This is a genomic window from bacterium, from assembly GCA_037147175.1.
Lineage (GTDB): Bacteria > Cyanobacteriota > Vampirovibrionia > Gastranaerophilales > UBA9971 > UBA9971.
On sequence record JBAWVS010000013.1, the window covers coordinates 27,298 to 52,905 of the forward strand.

26 protein-coding genes are annotated in these 25,608 nt (G+C 33.2%); 10 read left to right on the plus strand and 16 right to left on the minus strand.

Going from position 1 to position 25,608, the window contains the following annotated elements; translation table 11 throughout:
• Window positions 1-227 precede the first annotated feature (227 nt).
• Window positions 228-2,069 (plus strand): hypothetical protein, encoded by a 1,842-nt coding sequence (locus WCG23_04735; protein ID MEI8389175.1) that lies wholly within the window; start codon window positions 228-230, stop codon window positions 2,067-2,069.
• Between the two features lie 9 nt (window positions 2,070-2,078).
• On the opposite strand, the gene tsaB is transcribed toward WCG23_04735, so the two are convergent.
• Window positions 2,079-2,807 carry a tRNA (adenosine(37)-N6)-threonylcarbamoyltransferase complex dimerization subunit type 1 TsaB gene (tsaB, locus tag WCG23_04740; GenBank protein ID MEI8389176.1) on the minus strand — a complete coding sequence of 243 codons (729 nt, stop codon included), beginning with the start codon at window positions 2,805-2,807 and terminating at the stop codon, window positions 2,079-2,081.
• A 107-nt stretch (window positions 2,808-2,914) separates the two neighbouring features.
• Between tsaB and flhB the strand changes: the two genes are divergently transcribed.
• Both flhB and WCG23_04750 read left to right on the plus strand, forming a co-directional pair.
• Window positions 2,915-3,997 carry a flagellar biosynthesis protein FlhB gene (gene flhB, locus WCG23_04745; protein MEI8389177.1) on the plus strand — a complete coding sequence of 361 codons (1,083 nt, stop codon included), beginning with the start codon at window positions 2,915-2,917 and terminating at the stop codon, window positions 3,995-3,997.
• A 29-nt stretch (window positions 3,998-4,026) separates the two neighbouring features.
• Entirely contained in the window at window positions 4,027-4,662 is a 636-nt protein-coding gene (locus WCG23_04750; GenBank protein ID MEI8389178.1) for a sigma-70 family RNA polymerase sigma factor, read from the plus strand.
• A gap of 53 nt (window positions 4,663-4,715) precedes the next feature.
• On the opposite strand, the gene WCG23_04755 is transcribed toward WCG23_04750, so the two are convergent.
• Entirely contained in the window at window positions 4,716-5,138 is a 423-nt protein-coding gene (locus WCG23_04755; GenBank protein MEI8389179.1) for a hypothetical protein, read from the minus strand.
• 192 nt (window positions 5,139-5,330) lie between these two features.
• The gene (locus tag WCG23_04760; protein ID MEI8389180.1) at window positions 5,331-6,512 is read right to left on the minus strand and encodes a patatin-like phospholipase family protein; all 1,182 of its coding nucleotides are present in this window, start codon (window positions 6,510-6,512) and stop codon (window positions 5,331-5,333) included.
• Between the two features lie 191 nt (window positions 6,513-6,703).
• Between WCG23_04760 and WCG23_04765 the strand changes: the two genes are divergently transcribed.
• Window positions 6,704-7,474: a glycosyltransferase family 2 protein gene (locus WCG23_04765; protein ID MEI8389181.1), complete on the plus strand. Its 771-nt coding sequence runs from the start codon at window positions 6,704-6,706 to the stop codon at window positions 7,472-7,474.
• 96 nt (window positions 7,475-7,570) lie between these two features.
• Here WCG23_04765 and WCG23_04770 read toward each other — a convergent pair whose 3' ends face one another.
• Window positions 7,571-8,098, minus strand: coding sequence for a hypothetical protein (locus WCG23_04770; GenBank protein MEI8389182.1), 528 nt, complete (start codon window positions 8,096-8,098; stop codon window positions 7,571-7,573).
• A 420-nt stretch (window positions 8,099-8,518) separates the two neighbouring features.
• On the opposite strand from WCG23_04770, the gene WCG23_04775 reads away from it, so the two are divergent.
• The gene (locus WCG23_04775) at window positions 8,519-9,025 is read left to right on the plus strand and encodes a hypothetical protein (GenBank protein ID MEI8389183.1); all 507 of its coding nucleotides are present in this window, start codon (window positions 8,519-8,521) and stop codon (window positions 9,023-9,025) included.
• A 219-nt stretch (window positions 9,026-9,244) separates the two neighbouring features.
• Here the strand turns inward: WCG23_04775 and WCG23_04780 are convergent, their stop codons facing one another.
• The gene (locus WCG23_04780) at window positions 9,245-9,805 is read right to left on the minus strand and encodes an NADH peroxidase (GenBank protein MEI8389184.1); all 561 of its coding nucleotides are present in this window, start codon (window positions 9,803-9,805) and stop codon (window positions 9,245-9,247) included.
• Window positions 9,806-10,198: 393 nt separating this feature from the next.
• On the opposite strand from WCG23_04780, the gene WCG23_04785 reads away from it, so the two are divergent.
• Entirely contained in the window at window positions 10,199-11,389 is a 1,191-nt protein-coding gene (locus tag WCG23_04785; GenBank protein MEI8389185.1) for a phosphodiester glycosidase family protein, read from the plus strand.
• A 162-nt stretch (window positions 11,390-11,551) separates the two neighbouring features.
• The gene (gene rpsT, locus WCG23_04790) at window positions 11,552-11,827 is read left to right on the plus strand and encodes a 30S ribosomal protein S20 (GenBank protein ID MEI8389186.1); all 276 of its coding nucleotides are present in this window, start codon (window positions 11,552-11,554) and stop codon (window positions 11,825-11,827) included.
• A 116-nt stretch (window positions 11,828-11,943) separates the two neighbouring features.
• Here the strand turns inward: rpsT and WCG23_04795 are convergent, their stop codons facing one another.
• Both WCG23_04795 and WCG23_04800 read right to left on the minus strand, forming a co-directional pair.
• Entirely contained in the window at window positions 11,944-13,848 is a 1,905-nt protein-coding gene (locus WCG23_04795; GenBank protein MEI8389187.1) for a 3'-5' exonuclease, read from the minus strand.
• Between the two features lie 15 nt (window positions 13,849-13,863).
• On the minus strand, window positions 13,864-15,918 hold the full coding sequence (locus tag WCG23_04800) for a phospholipase D-like domain-containing protein (GenBank protein MEI8389188.1): 2,055 nt from the start codon (window positions 15,916-15,918) through the stop codon (window positions 13,864-13,866).
• A gap of 224 nt (window positions 15,919-16,142) precedes the next feature.
• Between WCG23_04800 and WCG23_04805 the strand changes: the two genes are divergently transcribed.
• Window positions 16,143-16,466: a hypothetical protein gene (locus WCG23_04805; protein MEI8389189.1), complete on the plus strand. Its 324-nt coding sequence runs from the start codon at window positions 16,143-16,145 to the stop codon at window positions 16,464-16,466.
• 9 nt (window positions 16,467-16,475) lie between these two features.
• On the opposite strand, the gene WCG23_04810 is transcribed toward WCG23_04805, so the two are convergent.
• Window positions 16,476-17,306, minus strand: a complete 831-nt coding sequence (locus WCG23_04810; GenBank protein MEI8389190.1) for a carbohydrate ABC transporter permease — start codon at window positions 17,304-17,306, stop codon at window positions 16,476-16,478.
• A gap of 233 nt (window positions 17,307-17,539) precedes the next feature.
• Between WCG23_04810 and WCG23_04815 the strand changes: the two genes are divergently transcribed.
• Window positions 17,540-17,941, plus strand: a complete 402-nt coding sequence (locus tag WCG23_04815) for a hypothetical protein (protein MEI8389191.1) — start codon at window positions 17,540-17,542, stop codon at window positions 17,939-17,941.
• Here WCG23_04815 and WCG23_04820 read toward each other — a convergent pair.
• The gene (locus WCG23_04820) at window positions 17,938-18,813 is read right to left on the minus strand and encodes a sugar ABC transporter permease (protein MEI8389192.1); all 876 of its coding nucleotides are present in this window, start codon (window positions 18,811-18,813) and stop codon (window positions 17,938-17,940) included. The two genes, WCG23_04815 and WCG23_04820, sit on opposite strands and share 4 nt — an antisense overlap.
• A gap of 183 nt (window positions 18,814-18,996) precedes the next feature.
• Here WCG23_04820 and WCG23_04825 point away from each other — a divergent pair, with 183 nt between their 5' ends.
• Window positions 18,997-19,533, plus strand: coding sequence for a hypothetical protein (locus WCG23_04825; GenBank protein ID MEI8389193.1), 537 nt, complete (start codon window positions 18,997-18,999; stop codon window positions 19,531-19,533).
• 339 nt (window positions 19,534-19,872) lie between these two features.
• Here WCG23_04825 and cysK read toward each other — a convergent pair whose 3' ends face one another.
• The 7 genes from cysK to WCG23_04860 form a co-directional block, all read right to left on the minus strand.
• Window positions 19,873-20,817, minus strand: coding sequence for a cysteine synthase A (gene cysK / locus WCG23_04830; protein MEI8389194.1), 945 nt, complete (start codon window positions 20,815-20,817; stop codon window positions 19,873-19,875).
• Between the two features lie 119 nt (window positions 20,818-20,936).
• Window positions 20,937-21,833 carry a GTPase Era gene (gene era / locus WCG23_04835; protein MEI8389195.1) on the minus strand — a complete coding sequence of 299 codons (897 nt, stop codon included), beginning with the start codon at window positions 21,831-21,833 and terminating at the stop codon, window positions 20,937-20,939.
• A 28-nt stretch (window positions 21,834-21,861) separates the two neighbouring features.
• The gene (locus WCG23_04840; GenBank protein MEI8389196.1) at window positions 21,862-22,803 is read right to left on the minus strand and encodes a tetratricopeptide repeat protein; all 942 of its coding nucleotides are present in this window, start codon (window positions 22,801-22,803) and stop codon (window positions 21,862-21,864) included.
• A 107-nt stretch (window positions 22,804-22,910) separates the two neighbouring features.
• A complete protein-coding gene (locus WCG23_04845) occupies window positions 22,911-23,132 on the minus strand; it encodes a hypothetical protein (protein ID MEI8389197.1) in 222 nt (73 codons plus the stop codon).
• A gap of 169 nt (window positions 23,133-23,301) precedes the next feature.
• Window positions 23,302-23,754 carry a CBS domain-containing protein gene (locus WCG23_04850; GenBank protein ID MEI8389198.1) on the minus strand — a complete coding sequence of 151 codons (453 nt, stop codon included), beginning with the start codon at window positions 23,752-23,754 and terminating at the stop codon, window positions 23,302-23,304.
• 165 nt (window positions 23,755-23,919) lie between these two features.
• Window positions 23,920-24,690, minus strand: a complete 771-nt coding sequence (locus WCG23_04855; protein MEI8389199.1) for a hypothetical protein — start codon at window positions 24,688-24,690, stop codon at window positions 23,920-23,922.
• A gap of 46 nt (window positions 24,691-24,736) precedes the next feature.
• Complete coding sequence (locus WCG23_04860; protein ID MEI8389200.1) at window positions 24,737-25,477, minus strand: hypothetical protein; 741 nt, start codon at window positions 25,475-25,477, stop codon at window positions 24,737-24,739.
• Window positions 25,478-25,608: the final 131 nt, after the last annotated feature.

Sequence of the window (25,608 nt, forward strand, 5' to 3'; positions counted from 1 at the left end):
ATGTTTTTAAAATCACTTTTAATCAGCAATTTCCCAGCTAATTAAAGCTACTTTTGTTTTGTTAATACTGAAAAACTTTATTAATCCTCTTTACCCTTTTTCATATTTCCTTATTAATATAAAAACAAGCAGTTCATGAAAATTGCCATTTTGTTAAGAAATATTAATTTTTCATTTTTTATGTTAAACTAAAATTATTGTGGCATATTGATTTCAAAGGTTCTTTAATGCTGGATTTAAAAAATTATAAAAATATTAAAGCGATTTCATTTGATATTTTTGATACAGCTATTTTACGGGAAACTTTTCGCCCGAAAGACATTTTTGACATCATCGAGAGCAAATACAAAAACAATTTCAAAGAACAGAGAATGCAAGCAGAAAACTTTGCCAGAGAAAAAAATGCGGGAGAATGTTCTCTAGACGATATTTATAAAATTTTTTCAACAATAACACCTGCTTTTAGCGACAAAATAAATGAAATAAAAAACTATGAAATTTCACTGGAAATAAAACACTCTCAGCAAAATAAAGAAATATTCGATTTTTATACTTCTATTAAAGATAACTATAACGTCATTTTTATAAGCGATATGTACTTAGATAAAGCTGCAATAAAAACTATGCTTATAAATGCAGGTTACGGCGATCATCCGATATATTTATCGGGGGAACTTAACATTAACAAGACTCAAGGCGAATTGTTTGATTATGTGATTCAAGATTTGGGCATAAAATACGAAGAATTACTGCATATCGGTGATAATTACCGCTCTGACATTTTATCTGCAAGCAAAAAAGGAATAAACACTTATTATTCAATAAATAACTACGATAAATCTTTTTCAAATGACGATGTGAAAAATAAAAAAATTATTGAATTATACGACCATAAAAATTATGCGACTTCCTTTCTTGCCAAGCTTTTAACCGAAAAAGAGGGTACTAATGCAGATAAATATAACAAAATAGGCTTTTACTGGGGTGCCGTATTTTATAATTTTGTAAAATGGGTCATAGAAGAAGCTGACGGCAGAAGAATACTTTTCAACAGCAGGGACGGCTATTTACCTTACAAAATAGCAAAATGTATAATAGGAATAGACTGTGATTACGTTTTTCTGGCAAGAAGATCCTCAGCTTTTATAGCCTTTGACACAGATTACCCGATTAATCATGAGAAAAATCTTTATTTTTATAATGCGTTGAGATTTCAAAGGGTAAATAATATAAAACAACTGCTGGGATGCATTGGTTTGGACAGCCAAAAGGTATTTCAAAAAATTATAAAAGCCGGCTTTAATAACGATGAAGATAATATTGAACCTTTTAAATTTAACGGTCAGGAAATACATGAAAAAATCCAAAACCTTTTATTATCAATCGAAACCGAAATTTATGACAACTGTCTCCCTAAAAAACAAGCGTTGTTGAACTATATAGAAAGTTTAAATATTAAAAACAATGATGTGTTTTGCGACATAGGCTATAACGGTTCGATTCAGTACTGCGTGGAACTGCTTACAGATATCAAACTTGACGGAAAATATTTTGAAGTGTACAAAAGAAACATTCAGCTCGATTGTCGGAAAGAAGGGTATATTTCTAACGGAGAAAACCTTACTTATGGCTACGGAGGATTACTGGAAACCATTTTTTCCGCACCCCATGGCGGTGTTATAGGATATGAAGGTTGTGAACCATTATTGTTTGAAGATTCATGGACAAGAATAAATATTCTCAACAAAATCCACGAAGGAATAATTGAATTCTGCGTTAAGTGGCATAAATTAAATCAAAAAATTAACCTTGATATAGACAGAGAAATAATAAAAACAATGGTTATAAGATTTTTAAAATCACCTTCTCTTAAAGAAGCCAAATATGGTCTGGAAATTCCCTTCGATAACGGTTCTGAAAATGCTCTTGAAAATATAACGTGGTTCAACGAAAGCAGAATAAAGAGCGGCAGAATCCTTGAGTGCTATAACAGGTCATACTGGAAAGAAGCATTTATGCAAATGTTGAATAATTCACAATATTCAGGTTTATCAAAGTTTTTGAATTAATTAAAGCACTTATTTAACTTTTGGCATGGAAATCGGCGGAGGTTGAATATAAAGCGGCTTTAAATTATGCCATTTAAAGGAGTCTAAATTACCCCCCTGTAAATGCTTATAGGTCAGTTTGGCAAGATAAAATCCCATATTTTCTTCGGTTTCGGAAAGATTTATACATTCTAATCCCGCTTCTTTTATGACTTCTGACATTTTATTATCGGAAATTATAAACACATCATTATTTTGAGCATATTCAGCTGCTTTTTCGTATTCAACAGCATGCGGCTCCAGAATTATACATTCATCCTGTCCGTAAACAGCCATATAAGCTTTGCCCCTTCTTGCATCAAGCAGACAAAGAGTATTTTTATCGGTAGTATTCAAAAGCGAGTAAATTTCAGGTGAAGAAACTCCCACCACAGGGACATCAAGCTGTTGCGCCATAACTTTTGCCACAGTAGCCGAAGCCCTTATTCCTGTAAAGCTTCCCGGTCCTATATTTACACCTATTGCTTCAATATCCTGCATTGTAAGGTTCAGCGATTGCAGAAGTTCTATAATCACAGGCAGCAGATACGCAGAATTATAACTTTTTGATTTCTCGCCTTTAACGGCGTTACGAAGCGGCAAAGCCACTTCTTCAGCCTCAGCTCGCAATCCGCTTATCCTATACGCTTCAACGTTGTTATCATTACCGAGAGTGACATACATTACGTCCGTGCTTGTATCAAAAGTAAGAATTTTCATAAATATATCTTATCGGAAATATAAAAAAGTTTAAAATAGTTAATGAAAAAGAGAAATAAGAGGGTGTTTTAAGTATAATATTAGAATAAAAAAAGGATTGAAATAAAATGTCGGATGAAGATAAGCAGTTTGATGCGACGCCTCAAAAGCTAAAAAGAGCAAAAGAAGAAGGTCAGGTAATCAAAAGTAAAGACTTTTCTACTGCTATATCTTTATTAGCCATGTTTACAATACTGAATACCGTCTCTCCTATGATCTGGGATCAGATTTCAAAAATGTTTGTCCTTATTTATCAACAAATTCCAAATAAACATCTGGAAGATATCGGCTATTCATATTTACTTTTTTTAACAATATTACCGATGATTATAATATTAGTGCCAATTATGCTTTTGGCAATGCTAGTTTCAATCATAGGGGATTTTATTCAGGTAGGTCCTCTTATTTCGACAAAGACTATAGAACCCAAATTTGACAAGCTGAACCCTGTTAGCGGATTTAAGGGGATATTTTTCTCACCAAAAACCTACTTTGAACTGGTAAAAAACATTGTAAAAGTACTAATACTAGGCTATGTAGCCTATATAGTTTTCAAAAGCCACATTACTGCCTTACTCGGGCTTTGTGCTATTGAAAACACGTTCTCAATTTTGTATGAATTTGGTAGAATAGTAATTGATTTCGTCATGAAGGCAGGAACATTATTTTTAATAATCGCAGCGGCCGACTACATGTTTACACGCTGGAAATTCCTAAAAGACCAAAAAATGTCCTTCAAAGAGATGAAAGATGAATATAAAAATAGTGAAGGAGATCCTCATGTTAAAGCGGCGTTAAGACAGCGGCGTATGCAAATGCTCCAACAAAGCATGCTTGATGCTGTACCCTCAGCCGATTTTGTTACAATAAATCCTATACATGTAGCAGTGGCATTAAAATACAACACTGATGCAATGAAAGCGCCCAAAGTGATTGCCAAAGGAACAGAACTTTTTGCTAAAAAAATTGTAACAATAGCCAAAGAACATAATATTCCTGTCATAGAAAACCCGCCTGTAGCAAGGGCTTTGTACAGATTTGTCGATATTAACAAAGAAATTCCACCTGAATTATATAAAGCGGTAGCAGAAATTTTATTATTTGTATATAATTTACATAAAGAAAATAATATTAAAAACAGCATGATTTAAATAAAGTTTATAAGAGAGTTTGATTTATTTTGCAAAGCCAGGTAAAAGAATACATTGACATAATAGAAAAAGTTGCTCGGATAGAGCAAAGACGTATACCATCGCACATGGTGGAATACGAAGAACTGGTTAGTATTGGTATTATTGCAATACAGGCTCTTGTGAAAAATAAAACCACTGAACAACTTGAAAAATACAATAAATCATATATTGGAACTGCTGTAAGATGGGCTATAAGGAATGAACTTCGGAATCGCTACAGATGGTATTCCTATAAAGCAGGAAAAACTGAAGGCGAAGAAACCGAATCCTCAGAAATTGATTTAGCTCCCGAAAAAATAAGAGAAGGTATTTATTCGACAATACTCTCCATTGACAGCATATCAGATGCTTCTGACAACGACAGTCCTTTTGACTTTATTAAAGACGGTTCTGCCCTTCCTGACGAAAGGCTTGAGCTTATTGAATTAAGCAAAGCCATAAAGAAAGCTATTGCAAGTCTTCCTCCAAAAGAAAGAACTATTGTAGAATACCGTTTTTACAGAAACTTGCAGATAAAAGATATTGCAACACAAGTTGGTCTTTCATCCTCAAGGATTACGAGGATTATTCAGGCGGCTTTAAACAATATCAGACAACATTTATTAGAGAACGACCAGATTTAAAATAAAAAAAGAGCCGGAATCTTAAAGATCCCGGCTCTTTTTTTTATTCTTGACTATGTTGAAATAAATTTTTCGCCTGATGCTATTATAGCAAAATCTTCATCATCTAATTGTTGATTAAACTGTATAGCAGTTAAATTTTGAGCTTGTGCTTGAGTCAAATTAAGCTCTTTCATTGCCTGTCCAACATGTTTTTCCATTCCCGCAAAAAATTTGTTTACAGATTCAGAAATTCTTGCTGCCTGCTCGGCACTAACATATTTAGAAACTTCTATTTTTTTACTTTTAGCCTGACTGCCTTTGTTAGCAGTAATAGTGGAAGAATTAGAGAGATAATTCAAAACTTCATCAGCAGATTTTTGATTTACTACAGGAGTCTGTTTTTGTAATTCAGGTGTTACTTCTTCAGTTTTTTGAAGTTTAACAGGTTTTTGAGGATTAACGATACTGATACTTTGAATTTTAATTTCACTCATTATTCTTCTCCTTATATATGAATTTAACAACTGGTTTTTTTTAAAAAAGCTCTCCGATATTATAAGAGCCGAAAATGGTTTATGTAACGATTGAATTTTAAATTTAACCTTACATAAAAGATATCGGAATTCTTGATTAAAAACTTTAGAACATGTTAACAGGAGATTAATATTTCGTTACAGAGTATATTTTCAAAAAGTCGTAAAATCCTGTAAATCACTAATCAATTTATTGATTTTTACAGTTAAATGTTTACTGTTACGCAAAATATTAAATTTTATAAATTTAACAATATGGGTATTTTCTAAAAGGACATTTTGTAATTCCATAAACTGATTATAAATTTCTTTGTGGATATAATCTTTGTTTTCAGCAAAATAAATACTTAATCCTCCGATAATTATTAAACAGTCTTTTGATCTGTTCCAGGAAATGACTTCACCTAATTCCCTGAGTTTATCCAATATTTTTTCATAAAGCTCATTAATATTTCTTTTTTTCTTGACGAGATCATAATTAAAATATTTTTTTACAGACTCAAACCCGCTAATAACAAGAGCTTCTTTCTGTTCATCAGAAATGTTAAAATCAATAATCTTGGTTTTGCCTGCATCGATTCTTATTATGTCATACTGGTCGTTTTTTCCGTATTTTTCATCCAGCATTTCTGTTGAAATATTATAGCTTGTTTCAAGTATTGCACTGAAATAATCAAGAAAACAGGAAATTTCTTTTTGTTTTTCTACCCCTTCAAGCCTGAATTCCAATATTTTAGAATTAGTATTTGCCAGAATATCGCTTGAGTTTTTCCATACAGGAAAATTATTTATTAAATCCCCGTCAACAAGGCATTTACCATTTTCCCACACCGGTTTAAAAAATCCCGGTATGCTTGCAGACGCTCTAACAGCATGAGCCACCTCAATGTCAGGAGTTTTTATCCTGCTAAATTCCTTAAAACTTCCATTGCTGATGTCTGTTGCAATTATAATTAAATCTTTGTTTATATCATTAAAGGTTACCGGTTTCTTTTTAAAACTTTTATCTTTATTTTCGTTTTCATAAAACTTTTTTTCTATATTTTTTTTAATCCAATAATATAAACCATCCCCTTTAAAAAACCCGAAATCTTTTCCGGACGGCAAATACAAGTCCTTAAACTTGCTATAATTGAGCTTGAACAATAACTCTTTCAATTCTTCATGGTTGTAACCGACAGCAATAAGTGCTGCAATAATTGCTCCTACAGAAGAACTTGCATACCCTGTCAAATTTATATCTAGCTCTTCAAGAGCTTTTATTGCCCCGATGTATGCAGCCCCTCGAACACCCCCACCGGCAAATATAGCAAAATATTCTTTTTTATGACCCATTAAAATCTACCTTAGCAATTCAATTTATTTCAATTATAATACTTTAATCCTATAATGATATTGCAGTATTTGTTAATATTTTTTTGCGCAGCCATTCTGATGGTTTTTATTAATTGTCCGAAGAAACAGTAAAATTTTTAAAACATGACTGAATTCGGGGTAAGTTCTTAAAATAAATAAAGGCAATATAAATGACTATATCAGTTGTAATCCATACATATAATTCTGAAAAATATCTGGAAAAGTGTCTTGAATCGGTTAAATCCGCTGAAGAAATCGTTATTTGCGATATGCATTCAACAGATAGAACCATCGAAATAGCCCAAAAATACGGCGCAAAAATTGTTTATCATGAAAATCTCGGATTTGCCGACCCTGCAAGAAACTTTGCACTATCGCATGCTACTCAGGACTGGATTCTCGTGCTTGATTCCGATGAAATCGTTCCTAAAGAGCTTCTTGAGTATTTAAGAGAATATATGACAAATTACAAAACCAACTATGAAGTTGTTTATATTCCCCGAAAAAACATACTTCTCGGAAAAGTTTTATGGTCATGGTATCCAAATCCGATTATGAGATTTTTCAAAAATGGTGTTGTAACTTTTGATGAAAAAGTCCACTGCACTCCTACTGTGCATGGATCAATAGGGGAATTTTTTATCGACCCGAAAAGAACAGAGCTTGCTTTAATTCATTATAATTACGACTCTATAGAGGCTTTTATCTCAAGAATGAATAAATACACTTCTCTTGAGCTTGAAAAATTCAGCGAAAGAAACATTAAATTCTCCGCAAAATTACTTTTTACCAGACCAATAGGAGAATTTTTCAAAAGGTATCTTTTGAAAAAAGGTTACAAAGACGGCTGGCATGGTTTTATTTTTGCAATTTTAATGGGTATTTACAAGTTCGTTGCAATAATAAAACTCTGGCAATCAGAATTGAATTTAGAAATATAAATAACCCGGATTTCTAAATAAAATAATCAAAATGTCATAGCGAGGAAGCTCGAAGAGCTGACGTGGCAATCCACTTTGGTTATAAAGGCTAAAACATTAAGAATGTTCTTGTATTTTATCTTCTTTATTTGCCTCTAATTCAATGCCTTCTTCTTTTTTACCTTTATTAAGAAGTTGAAGCACTAACAAGGCTGCTGCACCAACAACTGCGCCTGTTATAATATTTTTACCATAATTTTTTGTTCCATTTTCAAGCATTTTAATTGCATCTTCTCTTACCTGCTCCTTAGCCTTATCAGCATACTCACCAAGTTTTCGTGCTTCTTTTAAACTTTTCACTAATTTTTCATTCACAATTCGAATAGTTCTTTTCGCAGATCTTGTTAAATCCTTATCATACTTTTCTGCAAAATTTGATATTTTACTGCTAAGATTCAAAGTATCTTTAGTAAGACCCGCATCTAGTAAGACATCAGCGCTTATTCCTTCTGTTTGTTTCATTTTTGCGACAAGTGCGCCGACTGCTGCGCCAACACCTGCGCCTGCAACAATAGAAGACGCATGACTATTTTTTTTATTTTCAGTTCCCTGTGGCGGAACGTTTGCATTAAAATCTACTGACATTACTGTCTCCTTCTTTTGAACTTTTTTATCTAACCGTCTTTATTCCTTTTAATTTTTCGCACATTTACACTTCCTAATAAGTTAAAAACAACTCAAAAGCAAAAATTGCCTACTTTAAAGACAAAAAACCCTCAAGAAAGAGCAAAATCCTTATAGTGACCGGAAAAAATATTTTTATAAAGTTTTGTAAAAAAAAAGTGACAGTCTATTAACTTTTATTTTCAGGGTTTTTATATTCATCAGATACAAAATTAAATTAATTTGAATTGCTAAAATCGTCATTGCGAGCATAGCGAAGCAATCTATAAAAACCAAAATAGATTGCCGCGTCGAGTCTAAAGCCTCTCCTCGCAATGATGCGCAAATTTAATTAACAATTCGAGTTAATCAAATAATTAAATAAAAAGGAAGGAAATACTAATGAAAGTGCAACAATCAAAAGTTTCATTTGGTGTAAATTGGAATGAAGCCAGAAAAGCTTTACAAGCATTGCCCGAGGAACATAAGCTTTTTAAGCAATTCGACTACACTTTAGACGAAAAAACCCCTGCGGCTAAAGAAGTTTTATTAAATAGACTCGATAAATTCAGCGATGAAATCAAGAAGAAATTTGGTAATTACGAACTTTATGTTAAATTACCTCCGATTAAAACTTTATTAACTGAACCAAAAGCATTTTTAAAGTCATTCGGAGAACAATTCAGAAAGTCCGATGCACTTAACGGCTTTCAATCATATCGTTATGATTTGTATTCTTATCCGTTTGAAAGAAAAACTTTGACAGTTAACTATGGTAAAACTACTTTGACAACTTTAAAAAAAGATAGCCTCGGGTCTGTACTAAATTATTTATTAAATAATGGGTCGACTTTTTTCAAAGAATTCAAAAAAGCAGGTCTTAAAAATCCAAACAAAATATCTTTTTAACAAACTATTGCAATTATTTAACTCCAATTGCCAATTAATATTTTTATTGTCATGTTGAGCAAAGCGAAACATCTGTCCCTTTTGAGTTTTAAGCTTAAATACTTTTTTGGACAGATTCTTCTGACTAAAGTCATCAGAATGACAATAGCAATATTAATGTGGATTTCAACTATCTAGCAATTCGAGTTAGTTATTAAATTAAGCAATAAAAACAAATTATTAACCGAAATACCTTGCTAATAATCCTTTGAAAGCTTGACCATGTCTTGCTTCATCTTTGCACATTTCATGAACAGTGTCATGAATAGCATCATAGCCTAATTCTTTGGCTCTTGTAGCAATTCTTTTCTTGTCGGCACAAGCACCATTTTCAGCCAAAACTCTCATTTCAAGATTTTTCTTTGTACTCGTATCAAGAACTTCACCAAGAAGCTCGCCAAATTTAGCGGCATGCTCTGCTTCTTCAAAAGCAATTCTTTTATAGGCTTCAGCGATCTCAGGGTATCCTTCTCTGTCTGCCTGACGGCTCATAGCAAGATACATTCCTATTTCTGTACATTCGCCGGCGAAGTGTGCTTTTAATCCGTCTACAACTTCAGAATCCAAACCTTTAGCTACACCGATTTTATGCTCATCAGCCCAAACAAAATCCTGTGTACTTGCTTCATTGAATTTTTCTGAAGGAACTCCGCATTGAGGACATTTTGAAGGAGGAACATCACCTTCATGCACGTATCCGCAAACTGAACATACGAATTTTTTTACAACTGCTGTACTCATAATTTTTTCCTCTCTTAGTTTTAATAAACCATTTTAGTATAACTTTATTTGATTCCATAGATTATACAGAAATTTTTACACATACACATAAAAATTAACAGAAAATTAATTTTTTAAGAGACTAAAAAGCTTTTATTATTTGTAAAACATACACTTATCCAAAACACTCAAAACGCTTGCTGATAAAGAAAAAATATAAATCATTTTCTTTATTTGCAATAATAAGTGTAAATACAGCGATTAAAACCCAAAATTTTCCTTTAAAATAAGCGAAAAATTCAAATCACCCACTTTAAAAATAATGCGAAATATGATATATTAATAATAAAACAATCGTTACACTTGTAGCAAGCAAAATGAGTTACAAAAAGTGAGAAGACGTTGGGCAGAGATATGAGAGTCAGAGTTGTTTCAAAAAAAGGATTATTAAGAGTTTTAGTTTTAGCAACACTTATTGCCTTTATTTCACAAGAAGCACTTACTCAGGAATTAGCCGGTATTAAAACCAGTAATTTCGCAACAAGGTCTGATTGTAGCTCAAATAACATAAAGCTTTGCTACAATAACCCCGAATTTTCTACTAATCTGGTTCGCGGCAAAGGCGTAACCCATAAACGGGTGAAACGCTGGCTTAACGGGAGGCCTGCTATGGTAAACATAATAATCGTGAACCCTGATGCAGAAAAACTAATCATTAAGCCGTCTTATGGCTCTTATAAACTTAATTCAGTAAGGAGAGTAAAAGATTTAGTTACTATAGAAAATGCAATCGCAGGAATTAATGCATCATATTTTAAACCGGATACAGGAGTCCCATTAGGGGCTTCTATTGTTAATGGGGAAATTTTAACAGGTCCTCTTTATCAAAGAGTTGTATTCGGAATCACAGAAGATAATAAATTCAAAATGGAAAAAATCGGCGTAACTGGAGAAATTAAAATAGGAAACAATATTAATCTTCCATTATTTAACATAAACCAACCGTCATTAAGCCAAACAGGTTTTACGGTATATACGGACAGATGGGGAGCAAAAACCCCTCGCACATCACAATACTTCTGTCATATAGTTGTTCTTGACGGAAAAGTTCAATATATAAAACAAAGCAGCGTTTTAATCCCTCAAGGCGGTTACGTAGTAGTCGGACCAAGAAGTAAAACCCCAAAAACAATACAACAACAAGACAGCATTAATTACTCTGTAAAAGTAAATCCTGAAGACTGGAACAATGTAAAATATGCCGTAGGCGGCGGACCTTATCTAATAAAAGAAGGCAAAGTCTTCATAGACAGACAACGCTTCAGCAAAAGTTTTCTCTGGATGAAAGCACCAAGAACAGCAGTAGGATATACAAAAAGCGGAAGCCTTCTCCTTGTAACAGTTGATGGCAGACAAGAAGGAACCAGCGGAGCAACCCTACCGGAACTTGCAAAGTTAATGAGCGAGCTTGGAGCCTTCAACGCAATGAACTTTGACGGCGGATCTTCAACCCAAATGGTTTATAAAGGCAAAGTAGTAAACAGACCTACCACAAGCGGCGGAAATAGAGTTACAAACGCACTTGTGATAATTCCAGCGGGTTAATAAACTCTTTTGAACTAACTCATCATAACAAAGGCAGCAAATGCTGCCTTTATCTTTATATAAAACTGACTATTTACACTTGACCTTGATGTAATATAATTCAGATGTCTCAGTAAAAAATAATCTAAACAAAATTTAAAAAAAATAACAGGAGAATTCAAATTGCCAAATATTAAATCAGCTAAAAAAAGAGTAGACGTGACCGAAAGAAATAAATTGCGCAACATTGCAATTAAATCTTCCGTTAAAACAGTTGTTAAGAAAGTTTATGAAGCTATAAAAGCAAACGAAACCGCAGAACAGATTCAAGAAGCTGTAAATAAAGCGTATAGCTTAATCGATAAAGCAGTTTCAAAAGGTGTTCTTCATAAAAACACAGCTGCAAGAAAAAAATCAAGAATTGTAGGACACGTTAATAAAGGCGATGTTCCTGCGTAGAAAATTTTTATAAAAAAATAATAAAAAAACCGGCTTACATGAGTCGGTTTTTTATTATGTCCATTTGAGAACCAGGCCTATAAACCTGATTAACCGTAATTACCTAAAACAAGTTTTTAAGAATTAAATTTAGCGTAATATTCAGGATTCTGCTGATTGGAAAGATCGGGAAGCTTGCCTTCTTTAACCAGAGCTTTTATTTGCACAGGTGTTTTATCCAGCATTACCTCTCTGGCAACTTCCATATCCGGCAGGTCATTTTTAACAATATTACCCGCTTCATTCATTCCAACATCCCAAGGATTAACATTTTTTATATACATTGTTTTTGAAAAGTCATCTCTTTTATTCGGGATATTTTCTATAATCAAACCAATTAATTTTTTAGCGGTATTTCCGTTATAAGGCTTGATTTTATATTCGGTACTATTTTTAAATACTTTCCTAGCCAGCGTTGAACCTGCATAACCATTAGGAGTTTTAGAAGGCTCCGGTTTTTCAGCCCGTCTCTTAGCCCTCAATACCCTCTCTTGCATAGCCTCGTTTTTGCAAAGCTTAGTTAGGGTATTTATATTCTCGGGTCCAAGTTCAGCTGAATACTTTTCTTTCAAATTTCTTAAATTTTCTTCATTTACTAAATAACCATCAGGGAATGCATCTGAAAGAATGGCATTTTTTTGATAAGAAAGTTTAAAATCTTTACTTTTATCAAGTTTAAAATTATTAAGTTTTATATTCAGATCTTTAACTTCTCCTCCGAACTGAAATTTCAAAACATCAGCTACAGTGAGCGCGGGATGTTTTTTTGTCGGAGTAAAGTGCTTATTCAGGTAGAGAGCTGTATACTTTAAAATGTCTGCTGTAGCTTTAACATCATCAAGCGCATCATGAGCATGCCCTTCAATGCCTTTGCAGAATAAAAATCTGTATTGCAGTCCAAGTTTTTTCCTTGCTCCTACATAAGGATGGATTCTTTGCAATGATAAATACGGATCAAGAGCGACACACCGTTCTTTTTTATCTATAATACCTTTTGATTTATAGGAACGATTATACAAATCAATTTCATGATTAATTTTGTCAATGTCAAATTTTGCGTTATAAGCAACTAACAGCCTGTTTTTTGTAAAAGAACCATTAAACTCTTTTAAGCTTTCTCCTATGGGTCTGGCATTATGTTCGTTTAATAATATTTCTTTGGTAAGTCCATGAGCCTCAGAAGCCCCTTCGGAAATTTCAGTTTTTCCGGGATCAAAGAATTTTTTATATATATCTGATTTTGTCTGTGTTTTTTTGGTTTCATCATATTTTATTGCGCCAAGCTGAATTATTCTGTCATTCTCTTCAATTCCTGTTGTTTCAGTATCGAAAACAGTTAAATTAACAAGAAATTTTCCGGTATCAGGGTCAATCAAAGGTTTTTTAAGATAAGCATAATTTTTATCGTTTAATTTTGATTCAAGTTGACTGAGTAAAATACGATGTTCTTTTTGCGGATCAGGATTGGAAATAGAACGCAATACCGCGCGCGGTGCTTTGCTTGTATTAGGGTTATATATATTTACCCAGGAAGTTTCCTGAGTTTCGCACAAAGAAAGAGCATGCCAGAAGGCAAGAACATCTTCTTTTTTTGCTTTTTCCCAGTTAATAGGCTCTTCTTTCAAATTTCGCCATTTAATCTTTGACCATTGCAAACGCAATGTCGGATCCGTTTCTCCCTCAGGAGTATAAAGAGCCGCTCCCTGAAATTTCTTTCCTTTTACAGATTTCACAACACTTTCTATATGTTTGCTTTCTATTTTTACAGGGGCTGTGTTTGTTTCATGAGAAATTTCTTTATTTGATGAAAATGCAATCGTATAAGCTTTAAAAGTACTAACAGGAATTGCATGATAAAAATTGTTATTTTTTAAGGCAACTCTGTTGTAAAGCCCTGTGTTTAAAGATGCTCCTGCATTTTTAACACCGGAATATCGTGAAGTAGGGGCTATATTTGTTTTGTTGTCTATGATTGAAATCATTTTCTTTTTCTTTCCTTAAGCGAACCTGTTAAATTTGTATACTTTAAGTTCCTGTTGGGTTTTCGGATTTTTATTGCCCGTAAATCCTAATTTTTCTTCATTTGCTGTATAATTCCAGTCTCTTTCAAACTGTTTTATAAAGTTTCGTGCAATATCCTGATGGGAGACAACAACTGCACATTCATGGTTTCCACGTTTATATCTGGGTTGAGTTCCGAGAAAATCGGCAACAAGCTCATAATACCCTTGAAGCACACGGATTTTATCATAAACTTTGCGGTCGGTTACTACTGTTGATTTACTAAATTCTTTTGCTTTTTTGTTTAACAATTTTTTTCGGGCAAGAAAATTAGTATAATTAATGCTTCCGTCTTTAGAAAAGAATGCGGTATCTTTTCCTGCTTCATCATAATTTAAACTACTGTTCAACTCGTTTTCAAGTTTATTTATGGGATCTTTGAATTTATTATTAATTTTTTTAATAACTTCTGCGTTAAAACCTTTATAATCAGGTCTTTTCCCTTTAGCGGTATTGCTTTCCATTGCTACTGCAGACAAGTTTGCCGAACCGATTATAAGTTCAAGGTCGCTCAACTTGCCTTTTTCATCTTTATGCCCGCTAACTCCCCATTTTGAGTGAAGCGACTGTTTTGTTTCTTTATTAACCCTAAAAGGTTCGATAGGCACTCTTGATTCAGGAGTATCTCCTTCGATTAAGTCCAGATATATATTGTTTACCCCCGGTAATTCGCTTATAAGCCTCGGGTCAACAATGATTTTTACATCCAGGGTTCCGTCTCTATGTCTTTTCTTGATTTTTTCCGCAACTTCTTTATTAGCGAGAGCAAAGAGTTCCAGCCTTAAATAATTTATATGAGGGTCATCTAATTTGCCTTTTATTATTTCGACGCCTTTTTCGTCTTTTTTCCCGAGCAAATAAGTCCTTATTGCCTCGTTATCAAAGTCTTTATCATAAATATCATTTTCTTTATATTCTCTTGAAGAATTTACAAGTATCTTAACGGCAGGACTCTTTACAGGTTTCACAACGGGGAGGTTTAAATCTCCTTTTTCGTATCTGTCTTTATACTTTGGTGTATCAAAAATATCGCCTATAAGCCTCATGTAATCTTCAGCTTCAGGAAGAATTTCAGTAAGGATACTTAAATTCGAATGCCGTTCTTTTTCAGGCATAGCTCCGTATATACCAAGCATTTTCCAGGAAAATTTCCAGTCATTATTAAAAATAGTGTCAATTAAATTATCTACTTCTGAATTTTTTTCAGGGTTTTTATCTTCGTTTGTTTCAATACCCAAACAAGCATCGTGATTAACAGGTGAATGATTACTCCAGTTCATGCCACCGAGAATCACTTTTTTGCTGTCAACTGCAAGGAATTTTACGTGCTGAATTATTGAGCCGCCCTGTCTTGGTCTCGGGTAAGGAACAACATCAATACCTGCCTCAACCATTCGCTTAATCATTTGTATATTTTTATAATAATTGCCGCTTTTTTTGTACCATTTTTTTGAATCAAGAATAACCTGAATGTTTACTTTTTTGGAGCCGTCAGGATTTTTTTCTTCCGCTTTGTTAATAAGTTCTTCGTATAGGTCTTGCTGTTGTTTTGAACCGGGGACTTTTGAATAACTCGGGCTAATATTAAGATCTTCTTTGCATTGAAAATCAAATAGTTCTACCTGAATAGATTTTTCTGCAGATCTTACATATTTAAGAGCTTCATCAAAGATTTGTCCGCCGTCAATAAGTGTTTTGATTTTTGTTTTACCGACTTTTCTTGTAATACTGGACTGCGGTATTACTCCTGACACAGCAGCTTTAGGCAATAATTGTTCTAAAATCGCACTGACTGAACTGGCTCTGTCTTCGGAAATTTGGAGTAATCTTTTATATATTTTAGGAGTTACCTTAATAACTTCTGTTTCATTTCTTCTTTTTTTTTGCTTTAAAATTGGATCAGAATTGTCATTGTTAGACGCAGCAAAAGATATTAAATTAAAATAGCTGTTATTTAATTCTTTATTAAATTTATTTGTAATTAAATTCATTTTAGAGACACTCTCTTAAATATCTACCCAAAACCTGCTACATTAAAATTTTCAATAAAAACTTTTTATCCACCTATCTGTATAAAATACAAACATAAAAAAACATGATACTAAAATACTTTTACTGTTTTAATTTTTACAATTCTTAATACACTCAGCTAATTATAGCAATAATTAATTCTTATCGGGTTTAATTATTTAGAAGGACTAACAAAGGAAAAAATATGACTATAGATTCGATTAAGCCAGCCCTGTCATTAAAACAGGTACGTTTTGATTTTCAGGATAACCATAAACCAAAAGAGCAAAAGCTTGCTTTTGGAAAGGCAGCAGACTCCTATGAGCGGTCAGGTCGGGATGTAACTAAAAGAATTTTAACGGAAGGAGCTGTCGGTGTAATATTTGGATTGGGAATGGGACTCCTTTCAAGACAGCGTGGCTCTGCTTTGTTAAAATCAGCAGGAAGTAATGCACTTTTCCTTATCGGGTTTTCAGAATTATGGAATATTGTGGCAAAACCTGTGTCAAAGATTGTCGATAACTTTTAGAATTTCAAATTACTCTTTAACAGCGCCCTGTGTAGTTCCTTCTATAAAATATCTTTGAAGCATCAAGAAAAATACAAGAATAGGAATAGTTGCTATTATCGCGCCTGCGGAAATATAGCGCCAATTTGAGCTGAATACGCCTTGGAGGTGATTTATTCCAACAGGAAGCGTATACATTTCCTGTCTTGTCAAAACGATACTGGGCCAGAGAAATTCGCTCCATGCTCCGACAAAAGTAAATATAGCAAGTGTTGCAAGCGCCGGTTTTACCAGAGGCATAAATATTTTTAGCCAGATGTCATAAGTGTTGCATCCGTCAATTATTGCAGCTTCTTCAAGTTCTTTGGGGATTCCAAGGAAAGCTTGACGCATAAGAAAAATCCCGAAAGCATTAACTGAAAAAGGCAAAATCAGCCCTGCAAAGCCTGCAAAATCAGAAGCAGAATCAACAAGGTTAAGTTTTAATACCATTAAATAAATAGGAATCATAATTACCTGAAAAGGAACCATAATGGTTGCAAGTACAGCATAAAAAATCATGTTTTTGCCTTTGAAACGCATCCTTGCAAGAGGGTATGCGGCAAGAGCAGAAAGCAAAAGATTAAGAAATACGGTAATTCCTGAAACGATAAAGCTGTTTATTATATATCCCATAAAAGGAATTTGCTTCCATACTCCTGTAAAGTTTTCCAGCGTGAAGTGTTGAGGAATTAATACAGGCGGATAAGCAAAAATATTTTCGTTTTGTGATTTTAATGCTGTAGATAAAAGCCATAGGAAAGGACCTATAGAGATTATTGCAAGGATTAGCAGTGTTATATAAGAAAATATTTTTTTCAAGTTCAAGGTTTTTATCCATTATTTTTAATTTATTTTAACATTTTCTTTCAGATTTTTACAGCCTATAAACTCTTTTTGTATTTTTTCAGCTTATATAATACGGTAATTAAAAATTATACAAACAATTTACAGCAAAAAAAGACTGAATTATAATAAAATGTGAAATATTAATGTAGGTAAGCACCAATATGCGCAGCTTTATAAGTTTATTTCTCGTTTTAAGTTTTTTGACAATGCCTGTTTTTTCGCAGAACTTGCAGGGAAATATCGAACAGTCCTTATTAAATTCTAAAATTAAAGCCCCTGAATTTAGCGAATTTGCGCCTCCTAAATATGTAAACGCCATACCGAATAGTGAAGGTTTAACAGCTGTAGAAAAAGCATTCAGTAAAATTTTTATTATTTCTTTTGTTGGCTTGCCTATAGGGTTATTGATGAAAGAAAACGTGCAGTTAAGAGAAAAAAACAATAAATGGGCAGACAGGAAAGCTAATTTTGAAGCTTCCTTAAAATACTGTCAAGCTTTAGACACAGAAAAAGAGCTGAGATCCTGCTATAAAAATTTAAGAAAAATAGAACTTTACAAAAACGCAGATAAAACAAAAGGCGATATAAAACTTCAATCAAGCTTTTAAGCTGCGGGAATATTGTTTTTCTCAAAAAACTTAACATTAATAATTGACATCACCATTACGATAACAAGAAGAACCATGCCTGCTGCCGATGCATAGCCCATATCAAGGTTTTCAAAAGCTCTTTGATAAATATAATAAACTATTGTTTTGCTTGCGTTTAAGGGCCCGCCCTGCGTCATTACATAGATTTCCACAAAAGCTTTCATTGCAGAAATTGAGCTTATAACGCTTACAAGTGTAATTGTAGGCATTAAATGAGGAACAGTAACCGCCAAGTGTTTCTGTAAGATGTTTGCACCGTCTATATCAGAAGCTTCATAAAGGTCCTTCGGTACGCCCGTCAATGCAGCAAGATAAATTACCATATAATATCCAAGCCCTTTCCACACAGTTACAGCCATTACCGAATACAGGGCAAATCTCGGATCAGTCAGCCAGCCTATTTTGGAAAGATTAAACAGGCTCATCAAATAATTGAGAATCCCGTTATCTGCATAAATCCACTTCCATGCTATTCCTGCAACGACTATAGACACTATTACGGGGATATAAATAACTACTCTGAATAATTTTATTCCTCTCAGTTTTTGATTTACAAGAATTGCAATTATAAGAGACAAAACAACAAGCAAAGGAACAACGCCTATAAGATAGATAAATGTATTTGTCAGAGTTTTCCAGAATATCGGGGAATGAAAAAGCTTTATATAATTTTCCAAACCCACCCATTGAGGATTGTAGATGTCATTTCTGTAGCTTTGAAAACTCAGTGCAAAGCTTTCAAGGAAAGGAATAAAAAAGAACAATATCAATATAATGGCTGCCGGTGCCAAAAAAAGATATGGAACAAAACGTTTTGAGTATTTATACAAAATTTTTCTCCTGAGATAAAAAATTCAAATCTTTATTATACTAATTGTAAACATTTTTTATAAAATTTACAAAATAAATTAATTTTATAACTTCCTGTGTTTTAATATAGAGAAGTATATTATTTAGATTTGTTGACTAAATTGGACAAACAATATAATTAATTAGATAACTTGGGGATAAATATGGCAGTAGAAATCATAAAAGAAGAATCAATAAAGCCTATAGAGCAGATTTTAGAGCAGAGTGTTAAAAAAACATATATGACAAGCCCTCATGGTTCCAATTCAGGTATACAAAGCTTAACAATAGAAACAATGAAACCTAATTTTATGATGAGAAACAATTGTTTTATAAGAAAAGGTGTTCCTGAATCTCATAGAAGAGTTGCTGATAACTTCATGATAATAAAAAAAGTTTTTGGACATCCTGTTGTTCAGTCAAAAATCAACGATGAAGAAAAAGCTATTCTTTCCAAATATGACTTTAATCTGCTTGGATTAAGCACAACAAAGCAAATTGAAGATGAACTTGTTTTCCTCAAAAGATGGAGTTATTCCAGAAATAGAGAACTTCAGTATGCAGCAGACCAAATTATTCAAATAAGGGCGAAAGAACTTAAGCACCTTATCGCTACAAGATATGTAGATACAAATAAAAATTATACAGGCTATCAGGTATTAGAAAAATATCTTGAAGAAATTTCAAAATATTTCAGATAGAAATAAATAATCAAGTCGAATTGCTAAATAACTTAATCAATCTGTTTTATTTTTTATAGATTGCTTCGCTTTGCTCGCAATGACGATTTTAGCAATTTAAGTTAATTAAACAGATTCTTCGGCTCAGCCTCAGAATGACAGCTGTGTGTTATTACTTGATAAACCGCAATTTAGTATTAGCCAACTTTTTCGGGTAGGCATAAAAGTTGACCAAAATTAAAGTATAGACAGATTAACTCAACCCGTCCTTGCGAGGCAGCTCAAAGAGCTGACGTGGCAATCCATTTAGCCTTTAAAAGACATTAAACTATTATAGATTGTCGAGCAGATGATTTGTTACTAGGCCTTTACTTCGGCAAGATGCTGGAAAAGAGCGGTACTCAAATATCTTTCGCCAAAATCTGGTAAAATAACTACAACAAGCTTGCCTGCGTTTTCTTCTCTTTTTGCAACTTCAAGCGCTGCCCACATTGCCGCGCCACATGAAATTCCCGAAAGCAGCCCTTCTTTTTGGGCAAGATTTCTTGCTGTTTCAAGCGCATCTTCGTCTTTTACCTGTACAATCTCGTCTATAATTCCTGTGTTTAAAACTTCCGGCACAAATCCCGCGCCTATTCCCTGAATTTTATGAGGAGAGGGAGTTCCTCCCGAAAGAACAGGACTGTTTGATGGTTCTACTGCAATCACTTTAAGTTCAGGCTTTCTCTGTTTTAAAACTTCCGAAACCCCTGTAATGGTTCCGCCTGTTCCGACTCCTGATACAAGAATATCTATTTGTCCGTCAGTATCCAGCCATATTTCTTCTGCGGTGGTTTTTCTGTGAATATCAGGGTTTGCAGGGTTGGCAAATTGCTGGAGAATATACGCATCAGGAAGTGATTGAGAAAGTTCTTCGGCTTTTGCTATAGCACCTTTCATTCCAAGACTTCCCTGTGTAAGTACAACTTCTGCACCATAAGCTTTTATGAGCATTCTTCTTTCTATGCTCATAGTTTCCGGCATGGTCAAAATTAATTTATATCCTTTTACTGCACTGACAAATGCAAGTCCTATTCCGGTATTTCCGCTTGTAGGTTCAATAAGTGTAGTCTTTCCTGGTGTAATTTTGCCTTCTTTTTCGGCTTGCTCTATCATATTTAGAGCTATTCTGTCTTTAACGGAGCATGCCGGATTAAAACACTCTAACTTGGCTGCTACTTTTGCGCTGCAACTTTCAGTCAATCTGTTTATATAAACAAGAGGGGTGTTTCCAATCAATTCAGTAACATTATTTGCTATTTTCATCAGTGCTGCTCCATTTTTTTGGCTAATAGAAAAAATTTCGGGATGCCTAAAATTCGTATTTAGATTTTATATTAAATATGATAATTTAAAAAATAGCAAGTAGAAAGGTCTCTTAATATTTATTTTGAAGTATATCCGAACTGCTTAAGCGCAGAAGGATTTTTTCTCCAATTTTTTTTCAATTTGACGAATAAATCAAGGAAAACCTTTTGTTCCAGAGATTTTTCTATATCTATTCGTGCATCCGTACCTATTCCTTTGAGCATAGAGGCCTTGTCGCCTATTATTATACCTTTTTGTGATTCATGTTCAACAAAAATTGTTGCTGAAATATTTGTTATATTTTCTTTTTCTTCAAAATTATCGATAATAACAGCAATACTGTGAGGAACTTCTTCTTTTGTTCTGCGTATGACCTTTTCTCTTATGGTTTCTGCAACTATGGATTTGAGGTTTTGGTCTGTTATTTGGTCTTCTTCATAGTATTGAGGACCTTTAGGAAGCTTTCTGTAGATGTTTTTAATCAGGTCATCAACATTTCTGCCTGTTTTTGCGGAAATTTTTATTACAGGAACAGATTTTTCCCCGAATAAATCTTTGTAACTTTTTACTATATTATCTCTGGTTTCCATGTTTTTAACCTGATCGACTTTGTTTATAAGCATTATGATAGGTATTTCGGTTTTCAGAAGGTTTTCTACAATCCATCTATCGCCAAGACCTGCGACTTCTGTTCCGTCAACCATAAATAAAATCAAATCTGCATCAGGAATAGCAAGCTTTGCTTCGTCCAGAAGAAATTCGCCAAGCTTGTAGAGCGGTTTGTGAACTCCGGGAGTGTCTACGAAGATTATTTGCCCTTTTTCAGAAGTATGAAAGCCCTTTATGCGTCTTCTCGTTGTTTGGGGTTTTGAGCTTGTTATGGCGATTTTCTGACCTAAAATTTGATTTAATAATGTTGATTTTCCGACATTCGGTCTGCCTATTATTGCTACAAAACCTGATTTATAAGACATTTTATCTCCTATGTTTTACTAATAATAATTAAATTTGCTTTTTAAGTTCCTCAAGTTCTCTAATAATAATTTCTTTCGCTATTGATAAAGTTTCTTTATTTTGAAGGGCTTTGGTTAAATGGAATAAAGTATCTTCAGGTTCGTTAATTTTTTTATAAATTTCTGCTATGTAATAATGAATATCGCCATTTTCAGGATTTTGTATTAAAGCTGATTCAAGATAATTAATTGCATTTTCGTGGTTGTTTTTTGCCATAGCTATATTTGAAAGGACTTTGAAAGCTTCAAAGTCTTTGGGATTTAGTTCGGTTGTCTTTTTAAAGAATGTTTCCGCTTTGTCAATCTGTCCCTGCTCAAATAAAATACAGCCTATATTATAGTAAGCCCAGCTGTAATCAGGGCTTAATTCTGTTATTTTATAGTATTGTTCAAGAGCCTTTTGTATTTTGCCTTCTTTTTTATATTCAAAAGCAAGATTAAATCTGGCATAAACATCATCAGGATTGAGTTTTACAGCGGCTTCAAAGTGTTTTTTTGCCAATTCTGTATTTTTTTTCTTTAAATAAAGGCAGCCAACGTTAAAATGAGCGTTGGAATCTTCATAATCAAGGGTTAATGTTTTTTTATATTCTTCTATAGCCCTGTCCACTTCACCTTTTTTGTCGAGCATAAAGGCCAAACTATATCTAAAGTCAGGATCTTGGGGGCATAATTTTACTGCTTTTTCGTAATAATTTATGGCATGGTCAATTTGGTTTTGTTTTTCATAAATTATGCCTATGTTAAAACAATAATCAGGATTGTTTGGGAAAATCCTGAAAAGCTGAGAATACTGTTCAAGAGACTCATCGAGAAATCCTTCATCAAGCAAAATTGTTGCGTAATTTTCCCTAATTTTTGTATCAGAAGGATTTTTCTTTATCAGTTCTTTGATTTCATTTAATGTTGTCGGCTTTTTTATCTTATTCATAATGTAAATTCTACCAAAGATTCAGGAATATTAAAACAAAAAGACTTCTGTTGTGAAGAATAACAGAAATCTTTTTATTAGTTACCTAAGAGATTAAGAGCCGTTGCTTAAACTTTGTGTTTACATTCGGTTTTATGGACTTTTTTATCTGCCTTTTTCTGGCAAGGACAAGGAGTATTTGTTGTTTTTTGCGGGCATGGTTTGTTTACTTTTTGGCATGGACAAGGTTTGTTTACCGGACATGGTTGATTTGTTTGGCTAATTGCAATTTGGCTTCCTGCAAAAATCAATGCAGCGGCTAAAGTAACAACATAAGATATTTTTTTCATTTTTCCTCTTCTTATTATTCTTCTCTAAAACTATCGGACGTGCATGATTATCTGTTATTAACAAAATTTTTTTATTACCCTTTTAGAGAATTTTAATATATCCAAACGGGTAGTGTTGCAATTAAAAATTGAACTCAAGCTTTTATGAAATATTAAGAAAGATTACTTTTTATACAACTACAGATTCATCACTTGTAGCCAGAAGTTTTAAAAGATCAAAAGTTGTTACAATTCCGATAAGTTTATTATAATCAGTTACGAGCAAACGATGTATTTTCTTTTCATACATAATTTTTGACATTTTCTCAATAGTAGCATCCGTTTCTACAGTGTATAAATCTTCTGACATAATGGAAGAAACAGGCATATCAAAGAACTTTGCATCTTCCAGCAGTTCAAGTTCATAGTTTTTGTTCATTGTTGTATGGTAAAAAGTATGTGAACTTTCTTTTTTAAGCACATCTGTTAAGCTTACAACCCCGACAAGGTAACCGTCCTGATCAAGCACAGGTAATCCCGAGATGTCATTATTTACAAATATTTTAATTACGTCTCTTATTTGGGTGTTTTCCTTTATTGTTATTAGCTCTGTGGACATTATGTCCTTTACATAAAATTGCATAATTTTCTCCTCAAGCTGTATTCTTTAATTTTGCGACATTGATATAATTGAAAATAACAAATCCCCAAACCCTTTTCATCCATAGAAAGTGCATAATATGGCTAAAATTTCTCATGATTTTTATAACAGAAATACTATCGAATTTGTTTCAAAAAAATAAATTTTTTATTTTCTCATTCCCATCAAATACAAAAATTTCTGAACGTATTGATAAGACTCTGGGAAAAAATTTTTCATGAATTTTGCTTTTATGCTTATTTCCGATGCAGTTCCTGTAGTATTTGCAGCGCCGCATTCGGCAAAAATTTCTCCTAAGCCATACTCATTAAGATTATCGAAAGTACCGCCTTGTGTAAGATAATTTATACTTTCTTCTCCCCACTTTTGATGTAAATAAGGATTTAACTTTAGTCTTTCAGGAAGTTGCTCTATATCCTTTCTGGCAGCATTTTTAAAACTATCTGTCTGCGAAATATTAACACCTGTAAGATTTTTTAACCATTCATCAACCTTATGACTTAATTCATGTCCAACAGTCCCTTTATTTGCTTTAGTACAAACAGAAGAAGGTGATTCAAAAAAACCTAAATTTTTAAAAAGTTTGCCTGAACATTCATGTGATACTGCAACTCCTGCCAGAAAATCATCCCAAGTCATAGGAGGAAGAACTCCGTGAACAGTCTCATCTTTTAACTGCTTTTGCAGATAAGGAAACTCAGGAAATGCATTAGATGCTTTAGTTGCAATTCTTATATCATCAATAAGTCCATCTTTTAGTATTTTTGAAAGTATTGTTTGGGGATATTCAGCTATAGAAGATTGTATTTCTTTTACAAAAGGAATGGATACATTTCCATAAGCATTTATCGGGATTTTTTTCCCGAAAGAAAGATTTCCTTTACTATTACTATAATTATTCAAACTGCAAAGATTCATAATTTTTTCTCTTAACTTTCCTTTCTTTTATTAAATAAATTTTTTATTATCTCATTCCCATTAAATATAGGAATTTTTTTACATATTTATAAGATTCAGGGAAAAATACTTTCATGACTTTTGATTTTATTCTTATTTCCGATGCAGTTCCTGTAGTATTTGCAGCGCAGCATTCGGCAAAGATTTCTTTTAAGCCGTACGGTTTAAGATTATACTGACTGCTACCTTGAATAGTATAGTCTATACTGAACTTCCCCCACTTTTGATGAAGATCGGGGTTTTCCTTTATTCTATCAGGGAGGTTTATCAAGTCATTTCTTACAACCTCTTTAAAGCTTTCTGTCTGAGAAATCTCCATACCTATAGCCTTTTTCAACCACTCATTAATTTTATGCCCCAATTCATGCCCTACGGCTCCTTTATTTGCTTTATCACCATTAGAAGGTGATTCAAAAAAACCTATAAATTTCCGTCCGCCTTCAAGAATATTAGAAATCCCATAACATAATTCATCAAATGTCCCTTTAGTTCCGGGTAAAAAATTTTCTCTGTAAAACTTTTGTATTTCAGGACAATCGGGGAAAGCGTCCGAGACTTTCGGTGCAAGCCTTATACCATCAAGAAGACGACCTTTTTGTAATTTTGAAAGGATTATCCGGGGATAGTCAGATATAGTGGATTCCATTTCATTTATAAAAGGCTTTGACACTTTTCCATAGGTATTTATCGGAATTTTTTTTTCAAAAAGACCATTATATTTATATTTAATCAAACTACAAATATTCATAATTTTTGCTCTTAAATTTCCTTTTATTTCTTTTTTATAAAAATCGTAAAGAAAATAAATTGCCTAAATTTAAATATTCTAGTGTTCAGTTAAGTTAAAAGTTTAGAACAAATTTTCTTTTTTCACGTCTT

Bases quoted from the DNA above. Each gene is read 5' to 3' on its own strand.
- WCG23_04775 (MEI8389183.1), top strand. From the start codon at position 8,519: ATGAAAGTGCAACAATCAAAAGTTTCATTTGGTGTAAATTGGAATGAA.
- WCG23_04780 (MEI8389184.1), bottom strand. From the start codon at position 9,805: ATGAGTACAGCAGTTGTAAAAAAATTCGTATGTTCAGTTTGCGGATAC.
- era (MEI8389195.1), bottom strand. From the start codon at position 21,833: ATGTCTTATAAATCAGGTTTTGTAGCAATAATAGGCAGACCGAATGTC.
- WCG23_04765 (MEI8389181.1), top strand. From the start codon at position 6,704: ATGACTATATCAGTTGTAATCCATACATATAATTCTGAAAAATATCTG.
- WCG23_04850 (MEI8389198.1), bottom strand. From the start codon at position 23,754: ATGCAATTTTATGTAAAGGACATAATGTCCACAGAGCTAATAACAATA.
- WCG23_04805 (MEI8389189.1), top strand. From the start codon at position 16,143: ATGACTATAGATTCGATTAAGCCAGCCCTGTCATTAAAACAGGTACGT.
- WCG23_04860 (MEI8389200.1), bottom strand. From the start codon at position 25,477: ATGAATATTTGTAGTTTGATTAAATATAAATATAATGGTCTTTTTGAA.
- WCG23_04755 (MEI8389179.1), bottom strand. From the start codon at position 5,138: ATGAGTGAAATTAAAATTCAAAGTATCAGTATCGTTAATCCTCAAAAA.
- flhB (MEI8389177.1), top strand. From the start codon at position 2,915: ATGTCGGATGAAGATAAGCAGTTTGATGCGACGCCTCAAAAGCTAAAA.
- WCG23_04815 (MEI8389191.1), top strand. From the start codon at position 17,540: ATGCCTGTTTTTTCGCAGAACTTGCAGGGAAATATCGAACAGTCCTTA.
- tsaB (MEI8389176.1), bottom strand. From the start codon at position 2,807: ATGAAAATTCTTACTTTTGATACAAGCACGGACGTAATGTATGTCACT.
- WCG23_04785 (MEI8389185.1), top strand. From the start codon at position 10,199: ATGAGAGTCAGAGTTGTTTCAAAAAAAGGATTATTAAGAGTTTTAGTT.
- WCG23_04825 (MEI8389193.1), top strand. From the start codon at position 18,997: ATGGCAGTAGAAATCATAAAAGAAGAATCAATAAAGCCTATAGAGCAG.
- WCG23_04770 (MEI8389182.1), bottom strand. From the start codon at position 8,098: ATGTCAGTAGATTTTAATGCAAACGTTCCGCCACAGGGAACTGAAAAT.
- WCG23_04845 (MEI8389197.1), bottom strand. From the start codon at position 23,132: ATGAAAAAAATATCTTATGTTGTTACTTTAGCCGCTGCATTGATTTTT.
- WCG23_04800 (MEI8389188.1), bottom strand. From the start codon at position 15,918: ATGAATTTAATTACAAATAAATTTAATAAAGAATTAAATAACAGCTAT.
- WCG23_04760 (MEI8389180.1), bottom strand. From the start codon at position 6,512: ATGGGTCATAAAAAAGAATATTTTGCTATATTTGCCGGTGGGGGTGTT.
- WCG23_04735 (MEI8389175.1), top strand. From the start codon at position 228: ATGCTGGATTTAAAAAATTATAAAAATATTAAAGCGATTTCATTTGAT.
- cysK (MEI8389194.1), bottom strand. From the start codon at position 20,817: ATGAAAATAGCAAATAATGTTACTGAATTGATTGGAAACACCCCTCTT.
- WCG23_04855 (MEI8389199.1), bottom strand. From the start codon at position 24,690: ATGAATCTTTGCAGTTTGAATAATTATAGTAATAGTAAAGGAAATCTT.
- WCG23_04840 (MEI8389196.1), bottom strand. From the start codon at position 22,803: ATGAATAAGATAAAAAAGCCGACAACATTAAATGAAATCAAAGAACTG.
- WCG23_04795 (MEI8389187.1), bottom strand. From the start codon at position 13,848: ATGATTTCAATCATAGACAACAAAACAAATATAGCCCCTACTTCACGA.